The organism is Streptomyces sp. NPDC056347 (assembly GCF_042262625.1).
Taxonomy (GTDB): domain Bacteria; phylum Actinomycetota; class Actinomycetes; order Streptomycetales; family Streptomycetaceae; genus Streptomyces.
The window spans coordinates 1-15815 of record NZ_JBHJQP010000110.1 but is presented as its reverse complement, the minus strand read 5'-3'; the positions used below and the strand labels follow the sequence as shown (position 1 = coordinate 15815).

Genomic DNA, 15815 nt, shown 5'->3' with positions numbered 1-15815 from the left:
CTGCCGGGGCCGGTTCCCGGCACCGCTTGCCGATTCCGAGAGGACGGCGGTCCGGGTCGGTCGATAATTGCTCCGGCCGGTGCGCTCTGGAATCGACCGTTTCACCGTTTCCGGGACTGGAGTTGAGGAATGCAGGGTGGAATTACTCTCCGGCCGCATCAGCCCGAGATCGTGGATTCGATCATTGAGGGCCTTTCGCAGGCCCCGGGCGGTTCCGTGCCCGCCCGGGGCCTGCGCGGCCAGGTCCACCTGGCGCCCGGAACGGGCAAGACGATCATGGCGGCCGTGGCCGCGCTCCGAATGGCCCCGCACGGCCTGGTCGGCGTGCTCGTCCCGACGCTGGACCTGCTGACCCAGACCGTGCAGGCCTGGCGGGCGGCCGGGCACACGGCCCCCGCGGTCGCGGTGTGCAGCCTGAAGTCCGACCCGCTCCTGTCGTCCCTGGACGCGCGGCGTACGACGAACCCCACCCAGCTCGCCCTCTGGACAGGCGGAAGCGGGCCGGTGCTGGTGTTCGCGACCTACGCCAGCCTGTCCCCGCAGGGCCTGGACGACGACCAGGGCGACCAGGAGGAGGACGCTGCCGCGCCGGGCGTACTGGAGCGGGCCCTGCGCGGGTCGTTCGGGCAGCGGATGCGCCCGTTCGATCTCCTGGTCGTCGACGAGGCGCACCGGACCTCGGGAGACCTGGGCAAGGCGTGGGCGGCCGTCCACGACCAGGAGCGGATCCCCGCCCTGCGGCGGCTCTACATGACCGCCACCCCCCCGCCTCTGGGAGACGGCGCCGGGCGCGGCGCCCGGCGGCGAGAACGAAGACACGGGCGGTGGGGCGGCCGATGTTCCGGCGGGGCGGCCGGTGGCCTCGATGGACGACACCGAGCTCTTCGGTCCCGTCCTGCACGAACTCGCCCTGGCCGAGGCCGTCGAGCGCCAGATTCTCGCCCGGTTCGAGATCGACGTGCTGGAGATCCGCGACCCTGCGCTCCCCGGTCCCGGCGCGACGCCGGAGGAACGGCAGGGCCGGCGACTCGCGGCGCTGCAGGCCGCGCTGCTCAGGCACGCGGACGAGTCGGGGACGCGGAACTACATGACGTTCCACTCCCGCGCCCTGGACGCGATGGCGTTCGCCCGTGCGCTCCCGCAGACCGCGGCCGAGTTGCACGCATCGGATCCCGCCGCTTATCCGGGCCGGGTGGGGGCGGAGTGGCTGTGCGGCGAGCACACGGCCGCGCACCGGCGCGAAGTCCTGGGCCGGTTCGCGGACGGCCTGGACCCGAAGGGGTGGGTCACCGGGCTCGGTGTCCTCTCCAGCTGCCGGGTCCTCGGTGAGGGCGTCGACATCCGGGGCAGGCGCGGTGTCGGCGCGGTCTTCTTCGCCGACACCCGCAGCTCGCCCGTGGACATCGTGCAGATCATCGGACGGGCACTGCGCCAGGATCCCGGCGAGGGCAAGGTGGCGCGCATCGTCGTGCCCGTGCTCCTCCGGCCGGACGAGGACCCCTCCCACATGATGGCCTCCCCCAGCTACCGGCCCCTGGTCGCGGTCCTCCAGGGGCTCCGGGCGCACGACGAGCGGGCCTTCGAGCGGATGGTCCTGCCGACCACCACCGCACGCGGCCGCGTCACCTCCGTACTCGCGCTCGACCCGGCCGCAGGGTCCGACAGCGGCAACGCCGTGAACAGCCCGGCCCCGCCAGGGTCAAGGACCGCGGAGGGCAAGGACAGCGAGAAGGACGGGGGGTCCGCCACCGCGACCGGGGCGGTCGCCGGGCAGGGCAACGGGACCGTGCCGCCCCTGCCGAACACGGGTGTTCCGCTGCTGCGGTTCTCCCTCCCCCGCGACCCGCGGACCATCGCGCTCTTCGTGCGCACCCGGGTGCTCCGGCCCGACTCCGAGGTCTGGCTCACCGGCCACCAGGCCCTGCGCGCCTGGGTCCGGGAGCACGGCCACGCCCGGGTCCCGTCCGACACCGTCGTGTCCCTGGGCGAGGGCGGCGGCACGTACACGCTGGGCTCCTGGGTCGCCGAGCAGCGCCGCGCGTTCCGGTCCGGGACGCTCAAGGCGTGGCGGGCCGGCCTGCTGGACGAGCTCGGCATGGTCTGGTCGGTCACGGACGCCGCGTTCTGGAAGAACCTCGCCGCCGCCCGCTCCTACCACGCCGCACACGGCACCCTCGCCGCACCGAAGAACGCCGTGATCGACGGAGTGCCCGTCGGCCAGTGGCTCGCCAACCTCCGCAGGCCCGGCGGCCTGGGCGGCAACCCGGAACGGGCCGCACAACGGCGCGCGGCGCTGGAAGCGGTCGACCCCGACTGGGCCCCGCGCTGGCCCATCGACTGGCAGCGCCACTACGCCGCCGCCCGCCTCCTGCTCTCCGAGGAACAGGACCCCACCCGCGTCCTTCCCGGCGTCACCGTGAACGGATGCGACATCGGCACCTGGGCCCGCCGCCAGTGCGACCCCACGACCTGGAACGCCCTGCTCCCCCAGCAGCAGGCCCGGCTCACCGCCCTCGGCCTGAAGCCCCGCCCCGCCGCCCCGGCCGGGACCACCGCGGCGAAGCCTCCGGCGTTCGACCTCGGCATCACCGCACTCGCCCAGTACCGGGCCAGAGAAGGACACCTCCGCATCCCCCGCGCGCACACCGAACCCGTCACACTCGACGGACAGACACACCAGGTGAAAGCAGGCGTGTTCCTGACCAACAACAAAACCCGCCGCGCCAAACTCGCCCCCGACAGACTCGCCGCACTCGCCGCGCTCGGACTCGACTGGGCGGCATGGACGCCGGCGGGCCCCACCGCGGCCAGTTGACTCCCGCAGCTTCGCTGGGCCGGTCCGGCTTCTTGTGGCCGACCATCTCGGAGGTCGCCCAGCCCTGGCACGAACGCGCAGGCCGCTTCTTCAACTCGCCGGGACGAGCGCCAGCGCCCGGTTCAGGTGGTGTTCAGCGACCCCTCGCATGAACTCCCGGTCGGGGAAGTCCCCGTCGAGCAGGCGCAGCGGGCCGGCGGTCAGTGACAGATGCTGGGTGAGTTCGTAGAGCGCGAGGCGGCTCTCGTCGAGGCCGTCCACCGCCAGCTGCTGGTACTGGCTGTTGGTGTGGCGCAGGCGCAGGAACACGTGTTCCCACTCGACGTCGAAGTACAGCAGATTCTCGATGTCGATGATGACGGGTTGGCCGTCCCGGTCGACCATGACGTGGTCCAGGCCCAGCTCGCCGTGGACGACGCAGTACTCCGTGCGCGGCCGCACCGCCGTGGTCAGCTGACGCAGCCGCTCCTCCAGCCGGTCGCGGGCGTCGGCGATCCTGGGGTCGCGCGCGGTCGCCTCGGCGAGGCAGCGCAGCGCGAAGGCGAGCGCTGCCTGCTCGCACGTGGCCGAACGTGATGTGCCTCCCTCGTCGATCAGGGCGACCTTGCCGAAGGACGGCGCCCGGTGGCCGCGCATCACCGCGAGGCTCTCGGTGAGGCGCGCCATCGTCGGCCCTGCGGCGCGCGGGTCGCGGTTGCGCAGGTCCATCAGATTCTCGCCGGGCACGTCCTCGACGATCGCGAGGTCGGCCGGGTAGTGGGTGCGGTCGCGATCGGCCAGGTGGATCTCGAGGACCCGCAGGCCCAGCGCTTCCAGCCGCGCGTGCGCGGCCTGGAACAGGTCGAGCCCGATGCCGGGCGAGAACGGGTCGGCGAGGTCGCCGTCGTGCCCGGTGGCCGGCCAGTAGTTCTCGGAGTCCTCCCACAGGTAGGCGATCGCCGTCATGGCGTCGTCCATCGTCAGTCGGTAGACGCCCTTCGTGGTGCCGCCCGCCAGTCGCTCGACGGCCTCCAGTCGCCGCCCGCCGCCCAGCGCGGCCCGTGCCGCACCCGCCAACTGATCCCGCGTCACTTTCTTCGGCGCCACGTCCGCAATCAGCCTTCCGCATTGGTAATCGGGGCACCCTACTCGTGGTGTCCCGTGGCGTAGGTTCCACGAAGCCCTCGAACGGCTTCGGATGCAGGTGGCCGGACAGCGCCGGCGGAAGCGGAGGCCACGAAAAGCGGAATGGCGATGAGGAAGCGGCCCGCCTCGGCGCGTCGGCGCTGCTCGGCGAGCCGCTCGTCCGCCCGGTCTCCGTCGGCGAACGGCAGATCCTCCGCGCCCGTCTCCAGGAACTCGGCCTCCGCCCACCGCTCCCGGGCTGCGGCCGGCATCCACTGGCCGGTGTCCATTCCCACGGCGTGGATCCCGCGTTCGGCTGTCCGTCAGGGAAGCTGTCCGTCGGCGGCGGGGAGCGGAAGGCGTCAGGGAATGTGTCTGATTCCTACGGGGCGACCAGTATGCGGCCCAGCTGTGCACGGCTCTCCAGCAGCCGGTGCGCTTCGCCGGTCTCGGTCAGTGGCAGCCAGGCGTGGACCGCTGTACGCAGCAGCCCCCGGTGCCGGTCACCGCGTCGTGTCCGATGGACCGGCAGTTGTACCTGTCCCGGGAGTGGACGGACGAGCCGGGCCGGAATCCCGGACGGAGGACGCCCCGGCCGGCCTGCGGACATCGAACCTGCCGCCTGACGCTCCCGTCGCCGACCCGGTGCGACGGACGAAGACGCGGCGGCGCATTTCACACCTGCCCGGGCACCCCTTCGTCCGCCGTGTCCGGCCGCAGGATCGGACACTGCGGCGACGTGGTGCGGAGGCGGTGGCGTACGGGGGACGGTTCCTTGGCCCTGCGGGTGATGTCAGCCTTCTGGCCCGTCCAACTCCCAGACGTGCAGGACGTCGCGGCTCGGGGACAGCGTCGCCCAGGCGCCGCCGCCCAATGCGGTCGGCTCGCTGGAGACCGGCAGGGGGTAGCCGACCGGCACGAATCCGCCCGACCCCGTGGTGTCGACCAGCCAGTGCCGGCCCTGTCCCCACTCGCCGTCGCTCTCGGTGGTCGAGACGATCAGGGTGGTCTCGTCGAGAAAGCCGCCCGCCCAGTCCCAGCAGGCAGGTGCCTCGTCCCCGTCGTCGGCGGAAGCGCCGGGGTGCGGAGGGATCACCGTCTCGGCGTCCCACTCCAGACCGGCCACGACGGCGCCACGGGAATCCCGTACGGCGAGGAAGTCCTGGCCGTGGGAGACGGTCATGAGCCGGTCGCCCGAGGGACTGAGACCCAGCAGGCACAGATCGCTGTCCAGGCAGTCCACGGCCAGTACGTTCCCGTCCCACCTGCCCCAGCGCAGCGGTGCTCCGTCCTGTCCTTCGCCGATGCTCAGCCCCATCTGGTGGGGATCGGCCGGGTGGGGAAGGTGGAAGCTCCCCGCCGCCGCGGCTTCGGCGTCGGCCCGGGCGAGTACGCGCCCGCTCCCCGCATCGATGACCAGCCACTCGTCGACCGTGCCGGGGCTCAGCTCACCGCCGGGCAACGGGCCGCGTACATGGGCCCAGACGAGCCGGCCGTCCGCGGAGAAACCGACGGACCCGCTCTCCGGGTAGCGGTGGTCCTGCCGATCCGCGTACTCGGCGTACGACTCGTGCGTTTCCCGGCACGCGCCGTACCAGCACCCGTGGCGGACCTCCCAGCGCACTGCGCCCGACGGCTCGACCGCGCGCACGGCATGAACCCCGGCGAAGACCGCCAGGCTCGCGTCCGGGGCCACTTCCCAGGTTCCGCGGTGACGGGGCCACGGCGCGGGGAAGCGGATGCCTTGCCCCGGGCGTGCGGCGAAGGCGTCGTCCAGGGCGCGGGCCACGACCTCCTCGTCGCATCGCTGGACGAGCATCCTGTGCCCGGGCGGCCCCGTGATCTCCGGCGGACCGGCCTGAGCCGAGGGCAGTGGGGCGGGGACGGCGGCACGGAGCCGGGCACGAGCGGACATACGGATCTCCCGGAGCAGGCGGACCCGGGGAAGACTACGACGTGCCTCGGACACCGGCCGTGCGGCATGCGGTTCGCCCACGAGCAGCACCCTCCGGCCGTGCCCGTCCCGCCCCGGCAACCGTGGGCGGTGAAACCGCACACCGACAAGGGATACGGCGACGACCACCTGCGGGGAATCCGCCACCGCGTCGCCCGTGAGGGCATCGAGGTCCTCACAGCGGCCGGGCGGGGCCCGGCATCGGAGGTTCACGCCGCCGCCCGGGCTGGTTCTGTGGGCTGTCCGGAGCAATGTGGCCCACGCCCGCTTGTGCCTGATGCGACGACACCCGCACCCCGCTGGACCATTGGCCCGGTCAACACGCAGTGACGTGTCCGAGCGGCACCGAGGGGAACCGATCAATGGACAGAGCCGGACGTCCGGAACGCAGATCGCTGCTTGCCGGTGGACTTGCGGGCGCCGTGGTCGCGCTCGCGGGGTGCTCGACGACGAGAGCAGCCTCGTCGACGACCGGCGCTCCACCGAAAGCGCGGCCCACCACGCCCGCCACGGCATTCGCGCGGCTGATGGAAGGCAATAGGCGCTGGGTCAGCGGGGACCTTCAACACCCCGACCGGGATCCCAACCGGCGTCAGCTCGTGGCCCAGGAGCAGGAGCCCTTCGGGGCGATCCTCTCGTGCATCGACTCCCGAGTGCCGCCCGAGCTCCTCTTCGATACCGGCCTGGGGGACCTTTACGTCATGCGCACTGGTGGAGAGGCGGTCGGCCCGGTGGTCACCGGCTCTGTCGAGTACGGGCCCATGACGAGTGACACGCCTCTCATCGTGATCCTCGGGCATCAGCGCTGCGGCGCCGTCAAGGCGGCGTACGCGTCCCTTCGTGACGGCAAACCGCTGCCCGGCAACCTGCAGGCGATCGTCAAGGCCCTGACACCGGCGTACAAGCAGGCCGTCCGGGAGGGTGGCGCCGACCCGGTCGAGACCATGGCCCGCGCCCAGGTCACGTTGACCGCGGCCGATCTGCGATCCAACCAGGACCTGGCCCCTCTTGTGGAAAAGGGCGCCCTTGCCGTGGTGGGCGCCTACTACTCGCTCGACACCGGCAAGGTGGAAGTCCTGGCCGGCGCACCGGCCTGACGAGCCGAACGGCCCGCGAGGTGGCGAGGTGACGACGGACTGCGATGACGGTCCGGATGGGAACGGGGCCGAGGTGAGGTGAGTTCGAGGCGCCGGTCACTGCGACGAGGCGTACGTCGGTGCAGCCCGTCCCGAGGACGTGGAGGAAGAGGTCGCGGCGGGCAGCGGAAGACGATGGCTCAGGGCTTCTCACGGACGGTGGCCGCACCTTGACGGGCGCGGCGTCCGGGGCCACGGGCGGGTACCTGCGTCACTCACTGTTCGAGCGGCACGCGGACCGCTTCCTCCCCGACGGAGCCCGGCCCACTCCCCCGGAACCCGACACGACCGGCCCGCGCGCCGGCTGCCGCCCGGCGGACGGCGTGTTCGTGGAAGCCCTGGCCCTCGTGACGAAGGAAGCGTGCGCGCGGCGAAGGTCACGCGCGGGCGAGGAGCGAAACGCCGTGACGGCCACGCGTCCCGCCGCCGTCACGGCAGAGGGCCCGGGCGGCTTCCCAGAGGTCCTCGCGGACCGGATCTCCGAGGACCCGGCCGGCTGAGATCTCATCGGGAAATCGATCGCGCGCCGGCCCCGAAATCGTTCCTGACTCCGAGATGACAGGCCAATGATCTGGGTGCAATCTGAGGTCTGGAGTGGTTCCGCATCAAATCCTCGAAGCCGTTGCAGTGTCAAATTCCGGAAGGGGAATAAGATGTTCCGAACCTCTGTCGCTTCCCTGGCATGCGCCTGCGGCATCGCTCTGGGATTCATAGGAGCGCCTTCGGCCGCACACGCGGATCCGCAGGAGGCGTGCGACACCGGAGTCACGGCGTGCTACTTCCACTACATCGAGCCCGACGGGACCAAGCATTTCGAGCCCAGGCCGTGGAAGGGCTACTGCTACAACACGGCCTACGACGGAGCCGTGGCCGGCCAGAATCAGACCAACTCCAGGGTCTACCTGTACAAGGCCGACTGTGATTCCAGTGCACCCCCGGACGCGTACGTCGAACCGGGGTTCTCCTGGAGCGACCCGAACAACGTCTACCGCTCCTTCAGCGTGTCCGGTTAGGACCGCGCTCTCACGAAGCGGCATGCGCCGGAGGCCCTCCCGATTCACCACTACGCGGACCAGGACGAAAGGTTGTCGTACACCTCTGGCGTGATGCGTGTTCCCGAATTGACGGTGTTTCCTCCGTAGGCGTGGATTGCCACGCTGTAGCGTTCACCATCGACATCCCGGTACACGGCAGATCCGCTTTGTCCGCCGGCGGTGTCGATGTCGTAGTAGACCTTCGTGGGGGTTACGGAGCTGATCTGCCGACTGGCGAACCACTCGGTACCGTTGGGTTTGTCGCACGGATATCCTGAGATGTTGCCGATGGTGGCGAGCAGAGCAGCATCCGGCCACGTGCCAAGACCAAGCCATCCCGTGGTGTTTCCCAAATCGGTGGGGATGACGAGTGCGGCGTAGTCGTAGTTCTCGTCACCGGAGTCGGTCCACCCGGCGGCCGCGTGGAAAACCGTACTCGTGACGAAGCCGTACGGCAGTTTGTCCCCATCCCGCCCCGGCATCACCTGAATGCTTCTGACCCAGCCATCACGCCCGGGAACACCACTGTTGTTGATGTACACGCAGTGGCCGGCGGTGGCTAGTGTCTGCGCCGATATGAACCACGCGGTACCCAGCCACGTCGAAGAGTCATTCGCGGTGATCAGGAGGGAGGCGTGGACGCGCCACGGATACGACGTCGTATCGGAAACTTGCGCACGGTCGTCCGGGCCATGAACCGTCTCCGCCGGGTCCGGAGGAGGACCGAACGACGCCTGGCCGATGTCCGGCAGCAAAGCACTGGGGGCAGCCCATTCTTCCGCGGCCAGCAACTTCCGGGTCGGCCGTACGTAACCCTCCAGATATTCGACACCGTCCCGCAGCTGCGCCTGCCGTTGCGCGGCGGAGGGCACTGCCGGCGAATAGGGCGGGCGGGAGCGGGTCTCCTTGACCAGCGCGTGCGGCTCCACAGGCTGATTGCATGTCGGTTGGTGCGGATTCTCGACCATTATGTCGCTCCCTGAATCTCCTGGACGGGTGGCCTCTCGCCCGCGGTATCTCTCGGCAGGCTCTTCAGCGCTTCGGTCGCCCGATCCGGTTTGCCATCGAGCAGAGAAGTGATGACTGACCGCACTGCAGACGGAAGTCCGAGGGAGACGAATTTGTCCAGGAACAGGTCTCTTCCTGGCGGGTTCAGTTCGAAGAAGTCGATCGCGCACAGAGCGGCATAGAGAATCATTCCGGCCGCATAAAAATCGTCTTCGGGCATCAGACGCTGAGCTCGATGCCGCCTGGGGTTGACGAAACCGGGGGTTCCCCACATTGTCGCGCGAACGACACGGGCCGCGTCGTCGTCCTCCGTGATCGAACTTTCGAAGTCGACCAGCCACATGCGCCTGGTCTGCGGGTCGATGAGCACATTGTCCGGAGCGAGATCCCCCAACAAGACCCCGCGCCGGTGCACTTCCGTCACCATGAAAATAAGCGTCTCCGCTACATGACGGAATACCGGCAACCAGTCCTTCAGGCGTGCCGGTGAGCGAATATAAGGGGTGAGAAGCAAATCCGCACGGGCCCAGTACTGGCGCAACCGTATGCCGTTGATACGATTCTGCACGATAAAAGTGTGCTCGCCCTCCTTGAAGCAAGCCAATGGATCCGGCGTCCAGTCGAACGAGCGGAGAAGCTCAAGCATCTCGAACTCGTGACACAAATGGTCGGGTGAATCCCATATCTTTCCGTCCATCACCAAGCAATTGGTCAGCGGACGTGCTTCTTTGATGAATACAGGTGCCCCTGTCTCGATGTCGGTTCCATAGTAGAGTCCGCCTGAATTGGAAAACCCGTAAGCAGACTCCACCTCGTACCGGTCGCCGAGGATGACGGAGGCACCGTCAGGAGAAGAAGACCCCTTACTGAAGGGGTCGTTGACCCATGGGGGTAGTTGGAAGTAGGGAAGTCGCTCGTCCGGCACGTATTCACCCTCGGGCGTGACCAGCATCATTTCATGCGTTCCATCGATCCTGACACGCCTCGGAGAGTAGAACCCCCCGTACCGGTACGACAGGATCCTGCTGTCACGGTAGCGCCGGTCCGACAGAATGCGCGGACCGGCCAGCGGCTCGTTCCTGGTGCTCCGGTAGAGCGATTCGATGAGTTCAGAAAAATGATCAATACTGCGCGGGTAAATCGTCATGAACTTCCCTGACGCTCCCCGCTCATATTGTTTGCCGTCCAACATGGTGTGGAATTCGGGGTCTCCAGCGATTTTAAATTCCACGCTGTCGGCAACACACACCGGAACGACAGCATCCAACACGTTCAGGGCCAGAGTGGGTGCCGCTGACACATGAATTTTGAAGCCTTGACTTATCGGCACGTCTCGTTCGTGACCTGGCCTTGTCGCATGCAGCCATATATCCCGTCGATGAACTTCCCAGCCGGGCGGCAGCAGGCTGCTCAGCCTGTCCAGATATTGAGGCGAGAGAGACCGTCGTGACAACGGTTCGTTGAAATCTGACTGCCTGGACATTTCTGTGTCCGGTAGTGATCGATGGTCTTGCACGGCATCGGACCGGGTGCCGCATGTGTTTGAGGTATCCGGCCCGAGATGCCAAGGGCACCGTAATCTTGTTACGGTTACTTGAGAAGCTGCTCCATGTCCGCCACACAGATGAGGCTGGCATGGCTTCCGCAGCCGTTGGATTGCCCACTGCCGGCTGCCGCGGCTTCCGTCTGACCCGTCTCCCCTGTCGAAGGGAGCGCCTGCAGGCCCAGAACCTTCTCGATGCGTGCGACCCGGGTCGACAAGGCGTCGACCTGTGCCGAGACGTCGGAATCAGCCATCAGAAGACTCCTTCACCCATTTGGAGTATCCCCAAACCCTGAGGCTACCCTCTGACTTGGCAGATCGCATCTGGACGAGTTCCGCTCCTCGCTGAAATGCTGCGCTGCGGCAAGGGAGAAGGCGATGCCCGCACATGAACCGCCCGGACGCACGACCTCTCTCGACGCCGGTAGCCGCGCGCGCATTCTCACCAGAGTACGGGCGGCCCTTGACCGAACTGCTGACTACGTGGCAAATACGGCCAACTACGAGCACTCGGAAGACCTTTGGCCGGCCGACTCCGAGATATTCACGACGAACCCGATGAGCCTGGCCTACGGTGCGTGCGGCCCGGCCCTGTTCCTCAATTGCACCTCCGCACCCGCAGGGTTGCCCGACCAAGCAGTCAAGTGGATTCTGGACAGCCCGATCGGGACCGACTCCTATCCACCCGGAGTCTGCCTCGGCCTTGCCGGAATCGCCGTGACGCTCATGGATCTGAGGATGCCCGAGAGGGCGCTCGAGGCGATGGGGCTCGCCTACCGTTCCCCCCTCGCCTTCGAGGAAACGAACTTCTTCTACGGGTGCGCCGGTTGGGGAACGGCAAGCCTGCATCTTCACCAGGCGACAGGTGAACGGGCCATGCTGGACGGCGCCCTCAGAGCCGGCGAGCATCTCCTGAAGGCCGCCCACCGAGAGGGCGAAACCTGCCACTGGGGCCCGAACGCCCAGGGAAGCATCCCCTACGGCTTCGGCTACGGCGCGTCGGGCTGCGCCCTTTTCCTCCTGCATCTTCATTCCGTGACCGGGGACACGCAATTTCGTGACGCGGCGGTCAGGGCACTTTCCTACGATCTGGAACACGGCACCGTGGGTCCGCTCGGATGGCAGTGGCAGGACTACGAGGGGGGTGCACTGATCAAGCCCTACTGGATGTCCGGTGCGGCCGGGGTCGGAAGCACGCTGCTGCGTTTTCACAGAGCGCTGGGAGACGACCGTTTCCTCATCGACGCACGGCGTATTGCGCGAGATACGAGCGTCAAATTCACAGTCGAACCCGGACTCTTCCAAGGACTGGCAGGCATTGCCGAATTCTTTCTCGACATGTACGTACATACGGGGGAAGGCATATTCCGCGACCATGCGCTCGACATCGCGGACACGATCATGTGGTTCGGGATAAGACGGCAGGAGGGAACGGCGTGGCCCGGACGCCGACTGCGCAAGATCTCCAATGACTACGCCACAGGTGCGGCCGGGATCGGGCTGTTCTTCGACCGTCTGCTCCAGCCGAGAGCAAGATTCCTCCTGGACCTGCCGCTTCACTACTCACCTCCGACACATCGCCGTGCCGGATGAAGGTCGGCACACCTCGTCTCTCCGAAAGGACGCCGAACGCGTGGACCTGCTCCCCGGGCAGGCTGCGCGCAACGTCCGCCCATGAGCCGGCGGATGTGATGCGTGCCCATCTCGTTGATCACGTCCCGCACGTCGGCACTTCCGTCGATCCGGCGCGGCGTGCCTTCGATGATGTCAACGGCGGTGCGCCGACTCGGCTATGTGCCTGCGCGTCCTTGCCGCGGCCTGCCTTGCCGCGGCGAGCCTCGGCATCGCCGTCAGCGGGAGTGCCACCGCCGACGACTTCCGGCCTCCGTCTTCCCGTTCAGCAACTGCCCACCATCTGCGGGCACGGGATCGGCAGCTCCGTCCCCGTGCCCGACCAGCGATTCGGCCTCGACTGCAGCCGAGACGCTCCGGCGCCTGCCTGCCCAGGAGCCTCTCCTCGGCAACGGCAGCAAGGCACCGCTCCGCATCTCCACCACCAGGTGCCCCCTGCGGAGCGTGCCGGGACGGGGCCCGGCGCAGGCCCTGGGAGGCGTCAAACAGCCGGAGCGGCCGCGGTACTCAGGGTCCGCCGGATCACCCGTGTCCCCTGGTCGACCATCGCCGCGATGGGATCCGCCAGGCTGTGCGGCTGAACGTCGATGATCCAGACGAAGCGGCTGCGCCCCCCGGCTTCGGCGAACACCTGCATGGAGGCATGGTGGTGGACGACGTCCAGGGATCCGCCCACCACCGAATAGGCGATGCGCCGGGCGTCGTCGTCCAGCGACACAATGAGCTCGTGCACCACTGTGCCGTCCGCGAAGGTCACCACCCGGACGTCATCTTCGACACGGGTGTCGACGACGAAGCCCGGGGCGAGTCTGCGGTGGACCTCGCCCCACTGGCGGATCGCCGCCCATGCCTCTTCGGGGGCGGCGTCGATCAGGATGTCTCGGTGAACGGTTGCCATGGACGGTTCTCTCCGGTTTCTCGCCGACGGTCAGTTGGCGGCAGTCGTGGCAGGGATCAGGCAGAAGGGGTGGCCCTGGGGGTCGGTGAGGACGACCCACTGGCCCTCGCCCGGCTGAAAGGCGGGCCGGGAGGATCCGAGGGCGAGCAGTTCCTCGACCGCGCGGTCCAGGTCGGGGACGGTGAAATCGAGGTGCAGGTGCTTGTTCCCTTCGGGCCACTGGGGTGTCCGGTAGCCCTCGACGCGAACGAAGGCCAGTCCCGGCCCCGCGCCGTCCGCGCTGAGGGAGGCGAAGTCCTCGTCGCTGTACGTGAGTTCCCAGCCGGTGGCCTTCTGGTAGAAGGCGGCGAGCGCGACCGGGTCGGCGCAGTCGATGACCACGGTGGTGAGTTGTTCGAGAACGGGCATGAGCGGACTCCTCGCATCGTGACGGAACGGAAGCCTCACCGGCTTCGTCGAAGAGCCTGCCCCGGCCGCCCCGCCCCGGTCTTGAACATCCTTGCGATCAAGGGACTGGTGCTCCTGTTGGCAGTCGGGGGCCCGCGGACCTGGTCGTGGTCCGGTCAGGTCATGTCCCGCCTGGCCGGAGCCATGGAGTACGTGTCCCGGCAGCCGGACGGGACAGTCGCGGAACAGCCGAGCAGGGCGTCGGTCAGGCCCTGGGCCACGGCCACCGGAGTCCTCCACGGGTATCGATGTCAGACCCGCCACGTACGGTGCCGATCATGCTCTGCGCCGAACTCGTTGCCATCCGGTCCGACTTCGACATCAGCGCGGTCGCCTGCCGAAGCGACCACACCCGCTGGTCGTCTCCCGAGGTCTGCGGCACATACCGCGTGGTGCTGGTGCGGAGCGGCCGCTTCCGTCGCCGTGCCTCCGGATCGGCCATCGACCTGGACACGAGCCTGGCCTACTTCGGAACCCCGGGCGAGGAAGAGAGCTTCGCCCACCCCTCCGGCGGCGACCACTGCACGTCGATCAGCGTCACTCCCGTGCTCTGGCGCTCCCTTGCCGGCGACGGGCCCGGGGTCGCGACAGGGACGGTCTACGTCGATCCAGCCCTTGACCTGGCCCACCGGCGCTTGCTTGCGGCCGCCCGCTCCGGGGACATCGACTACGCCACCACCGAGGAGCTGCTGGCCCTGCTGGCGACCGCGATCACCCGTGCGGCCCCTGGGCCGGTGCCCGCCGCGGACGGCAGGCCCGCCGCCCGCGACCGTTCCCTCGTCGCGGCGGCCCGCGAAGCGATCACCGCCGACCACCCCGCCTCCGCCACCCTCTTCTCCCTCGCCGAACTCCTCGGCGCCTCCCCCTACCGCCTGAGCCGTGCCTTCCCGCGCGAACTCGGGGTCTCGGTGACCCACTACCGCCACCGTGTCCGCATCGGCCGCTGCCTGGACCGCCTGGAGGCCGGTGAGACCAGCCTCAGCACCCTCGCCGCCGACCTCGGCTACGCCGACCAGGCCCACCTCACCCGTACCTTCCGCCGCCACCTCGGCCACACCCCGACCTCCCTGCGCCGTCTGCTGGCACCGGCGAACGCCCGGGAGACCGGGTGACGGTCGAACGACAGCAGGGCAGGCACAGGCACACGGAGGAGGGCGTCAGTAGTTTGGCCAGTGGGTGTGGTCCGGCCGTGGCTTCTTGCGGAGCAGGCGTTCGACCGTGCGCCCTATCCGCCCGCGGGGAACCGACGGGAAGGCGGTTTCTGTCGGGTGGTGCTCGGCGAAGGACGGGAGTGGTCCCCCGGTGGCGCGTGCCGGACGGCCGGGAGGTGCCTCTCGAGGGAGCAGTGTGGTCGGTTCGGTCGGGCGGGCGCGCGGCGTGTGCGGCGTGTGCGACCGGGGTGTGAGGGCGTAGCGGCGTGGTGTTCTGATGGGCAGGCCGGATCGGGTGGTTCCGGCTGGGGGGCATGGGGGTTGGGGGCCCTGTAGTACGCCGGGGCCGGTGAGGATGACGGTTTCCAGGAGGACCTGGTCGCGAAGGAAGCCGAGATCTGCGGCGTTGGCGTCGGGTGGCGGAGGCTGTCCTGGGAGGATTTCGTCGGGCGGGGTGTCCACGACTTTGATGGTGAGGGTCACGGACGGCTTTCGGGTGGTGCTCGCGAGCCGGTCCCATACTTGTTGCCAGCGTCGTACGTTGTTCGGGGAGACGTTCAGGGCTTCCATGAACGCGGTGAGGTGGGCTCGTGAGGGGACGGCCTCTCCTCTGAGGATGACGCTGAGACTGCTCTTGGGCAGGCGGTGGCGTTGGCCGTTGGCGGTTCGTCCGGCGGCTTGTTGCAGGTCGCTCAGGGATGGCTGGCCTTCCCTGGCGCGCATCTCGACCATGACGTCGTGCAGTTTGGCGAAGCTGTCGATGAGGTCGGGGTGGGTCATCACCGAGCGGAGTGACGCGGCCAGGTCCCGGAATTCGGGGGAGATTCCCGCGCGCCGTCGGCGTTCCTCTCCGGCCCTGCGCGCGGCCTTCCAGAGGCGTATCGCCTCTCTGGTGTCCGCGTCGCACGCGGTCGCGTACGCCAGCACCAGGCGGCGGGACGGCACCTTGCCGTTGGCGCCGCGTGACAGTGCGGAGGCGGTGAACTGGTGATCGGTCAGTCTGGCCATTGCCGCGTAGGTGATGCCTCGGCGCGGGGGGCGGGGGCGGGGGCCACACCCCCCCCCCCGGGGAGGATACAAAAAAACAACACCC

At 68.7% G+C, this 15815-nt stretch carries 13 protein-coding genes and 1 pseudogene; 5 read left to right on the top strand and 9 right to left on the bottom strand.

What is annotated here, in order from left to right:
• Positions 1-129 precede the first annotated feature (129 nt).
• A pseudogene (locus ACFCV8_RS23845) lies at positions 130-2815 on the top strand (Helicase associated domain protein).
• 90 nt (positions 2816-2905) lie between these two features.
• Here ACFCV8_RS23845 and ACFCV8_RS23840 read toward each other — a convergent pair.
• The 3 genes from ACFCV8_RS23840 to ACFCV8_RS23830 all read right to left on the bottom strand — a co-directional run bounded on the left by ACFCV8_RS23840 (position 2906) and on the right by ACFCV8_RS23830 (position 5834).
• The gene (locus ACFCV8_RS23840) at positions 2906-3886 is read right to left on the bottom strand and encodes a phosphotransferase family protein (RefSeq protein ID WP_376687458.1); all 981 of its coding nucleotides are present in this window, start codon (positions 3884-3886) and stop codon (positions 2906-2908) included.
• Positions 3887-3939: 53 nt separating this feature from the next.
• Positions 3940-4215: a hypothetical protein gene (locus tag ACFCV8_RS23835; RefSeq protein ID WP_376687448.1), complete on the bottom strand. Its 276-nt coding sequence runs from the start codon at positions 4213-4215 to the stop codon at positions 3940-3942.
• A gap of 497 nt (positions 4216-4712) precedes the next feature.
• Positions 4713-5834 (bottom strand): hypothetical protein, encoded by a 1122-nt coding sequence (locus tag ACFCV8_RS23830; RefSeq protein WP_376687447.1) that lies wholly within the window; start codon positions 5832-5834, stop codon positions 4713-4715.
• 401 nt (positions 5835-6235) lie between these two features.
• On the opposite strand from ACFCV8_RS23830, the gene ACFCV8_RS23825 reads away from it, so the two are divergent.
• Complete coding sequence (locus ACFCV8_RS23825; protein ID WP_376687446.1) at positions 6236-6970, top strand: carbonic anhydrase; 735 nt, start codon at positions 6236-6238, stop codon at positions 6968-6970.
• A gap of 692 nt (positions 6971-7662) precedes the next feature.
• A complete protein-coding gene (locus ACFCV8_RS23820; protein ID WP_376687445.1) occupies positions 7663-8022 on the top strand; it encodes a hypothetical protein in 360 nt (119 codons plus the stop codon).
• Between the two features lie 50 nt (positions 8023-8072).
• On the opposite strand, the gene ACFCV8_RS23815 is transcribed toward ACFCV8_RS23820, so the two are convergent.
• The 3 genes from ACFCV8_RS23815 to ACFCV8_RS23805 all read right to left on the bottom strand — a co-directional run bounded on the left by ACFCV8_RS23815 (position 8073) and on the right by ACFCV8_RS23805 (position 10848).
• A complete protein-coding gene (locus ACFCV8_RS23815) occupies positions 8073-9011 on the bottom strand; it encodes a trypsin-like serine peptidase (RefSeq protein WP_376687444.1) in 939 nt (312 codons plus the stop codon).
• Positions 9011-10381 carry a hypothetical protein gene (locus ACFCV8_RS23810; RefSeq protein ID WP_376687443.1) on the bottom strand — a complete coding sequence of 457 codons (1371 nt, stop codon included), beginning with the start codon at positions 10379-10381 and terminating at the stop codon, positions 9011-9013. Before ACFCV8_RS23810 ends, ACFCV8_RS23815 begins: the two co-directional genes overlap by 1 nt.
• A gap of 260 nt (positions 10382-10641) precedes the next feature.
• Positions 10642-10848, bottom strand: coding sequence for a hypothetical protein (locus tag ACFCV8_RS23805; protein WP_376687442.1), 207 nt, complete (start codon positions 10846-10848; stop codon positions 10642-10644).
• 124 nt (positions 10849-10972) lie between these two features.
• On the opposite strand from ACFCV8_RS23805, the gene ACFCV8_RS23800 reads away from it, so the two are divergent.
• The gene (locus ACFCV8_RS23800) at positions 10973-12187 is read left to right on the top strand and encodes a lanthionine synthetase C family protein (RefSeq protein WP_376687441.1); all 1215 of its coding nucleotides are present in this window, start codon (positions 10973-10975) and stop codon (positions 12185-12187) included.
• Positions 12188-12707: 520 nt separating this feature from the next.
• Here the strand turns inward: ACFCV8_RS23800 and ACFCV8_RS23795 are convergent.
• Together ACFCV8_RS23795 and ACFCV8_RS23790 are read right to left on the bottom strand one after the other, a co-directional pair.
• Positions 12708-13124 carry an SRPBCC family protein gene (locus ACFCV8_RS23795; RefSeq protein WP_376687440.1) on the bottom strand — a complete coding sequence of 139 codons (417 nt, stop codon included), beginning with the start codon at positions 13122-13124 and terminating at the stop codon, positions 12708-12710.
• 30 nt (positions 13125-13154) lie between these two features.
• Positions 13155-13532, bottom strand: a complete 378-nt coding sequence (locus tag ACFCV8_RS23790) for a VOC family protein (RefSeq protein ID WP_376687439.1) — start codon at positions 13530-13532, stop codon at positions 13155-13157.
• Positions 13533-13849: 317 nt separating this feature from the next.
• Here ACFCV8_RS23790 and ACFCV8_RS23785 point away from each other — a divergent pair, with 317 nt between their 5' ends.
• On the top strand, positions 13850-14683 hold the full coding sequence (locus ACFCV8_RS23785) for a helix-turn-helix domain-containing protein (protein WP_376687438.1): 834 nt from the start codon (positions 13850-13852) through the stop codon (positions 14681-14683).
• Positions 14684-14728: 45 nt separating this feature from the next.
• On the opposite strand, the gene ACFCV8_RS23780 is transcribed toward ACFCV8_RS23785, so the two are convergent.
• Complete coding sequence (locus tag ACFCV8_RS23780; RefSeq protein ID WP_376687437.1) at positions 14729-15730, bottom strand: XRE family transcriptional regulator; 1002 nt, start codon at positions 15728-15730, stop codon at positions 14729-14731.
• Between the last annotated feature and the right edge of the window lie 85 nt (positions 15731-15815).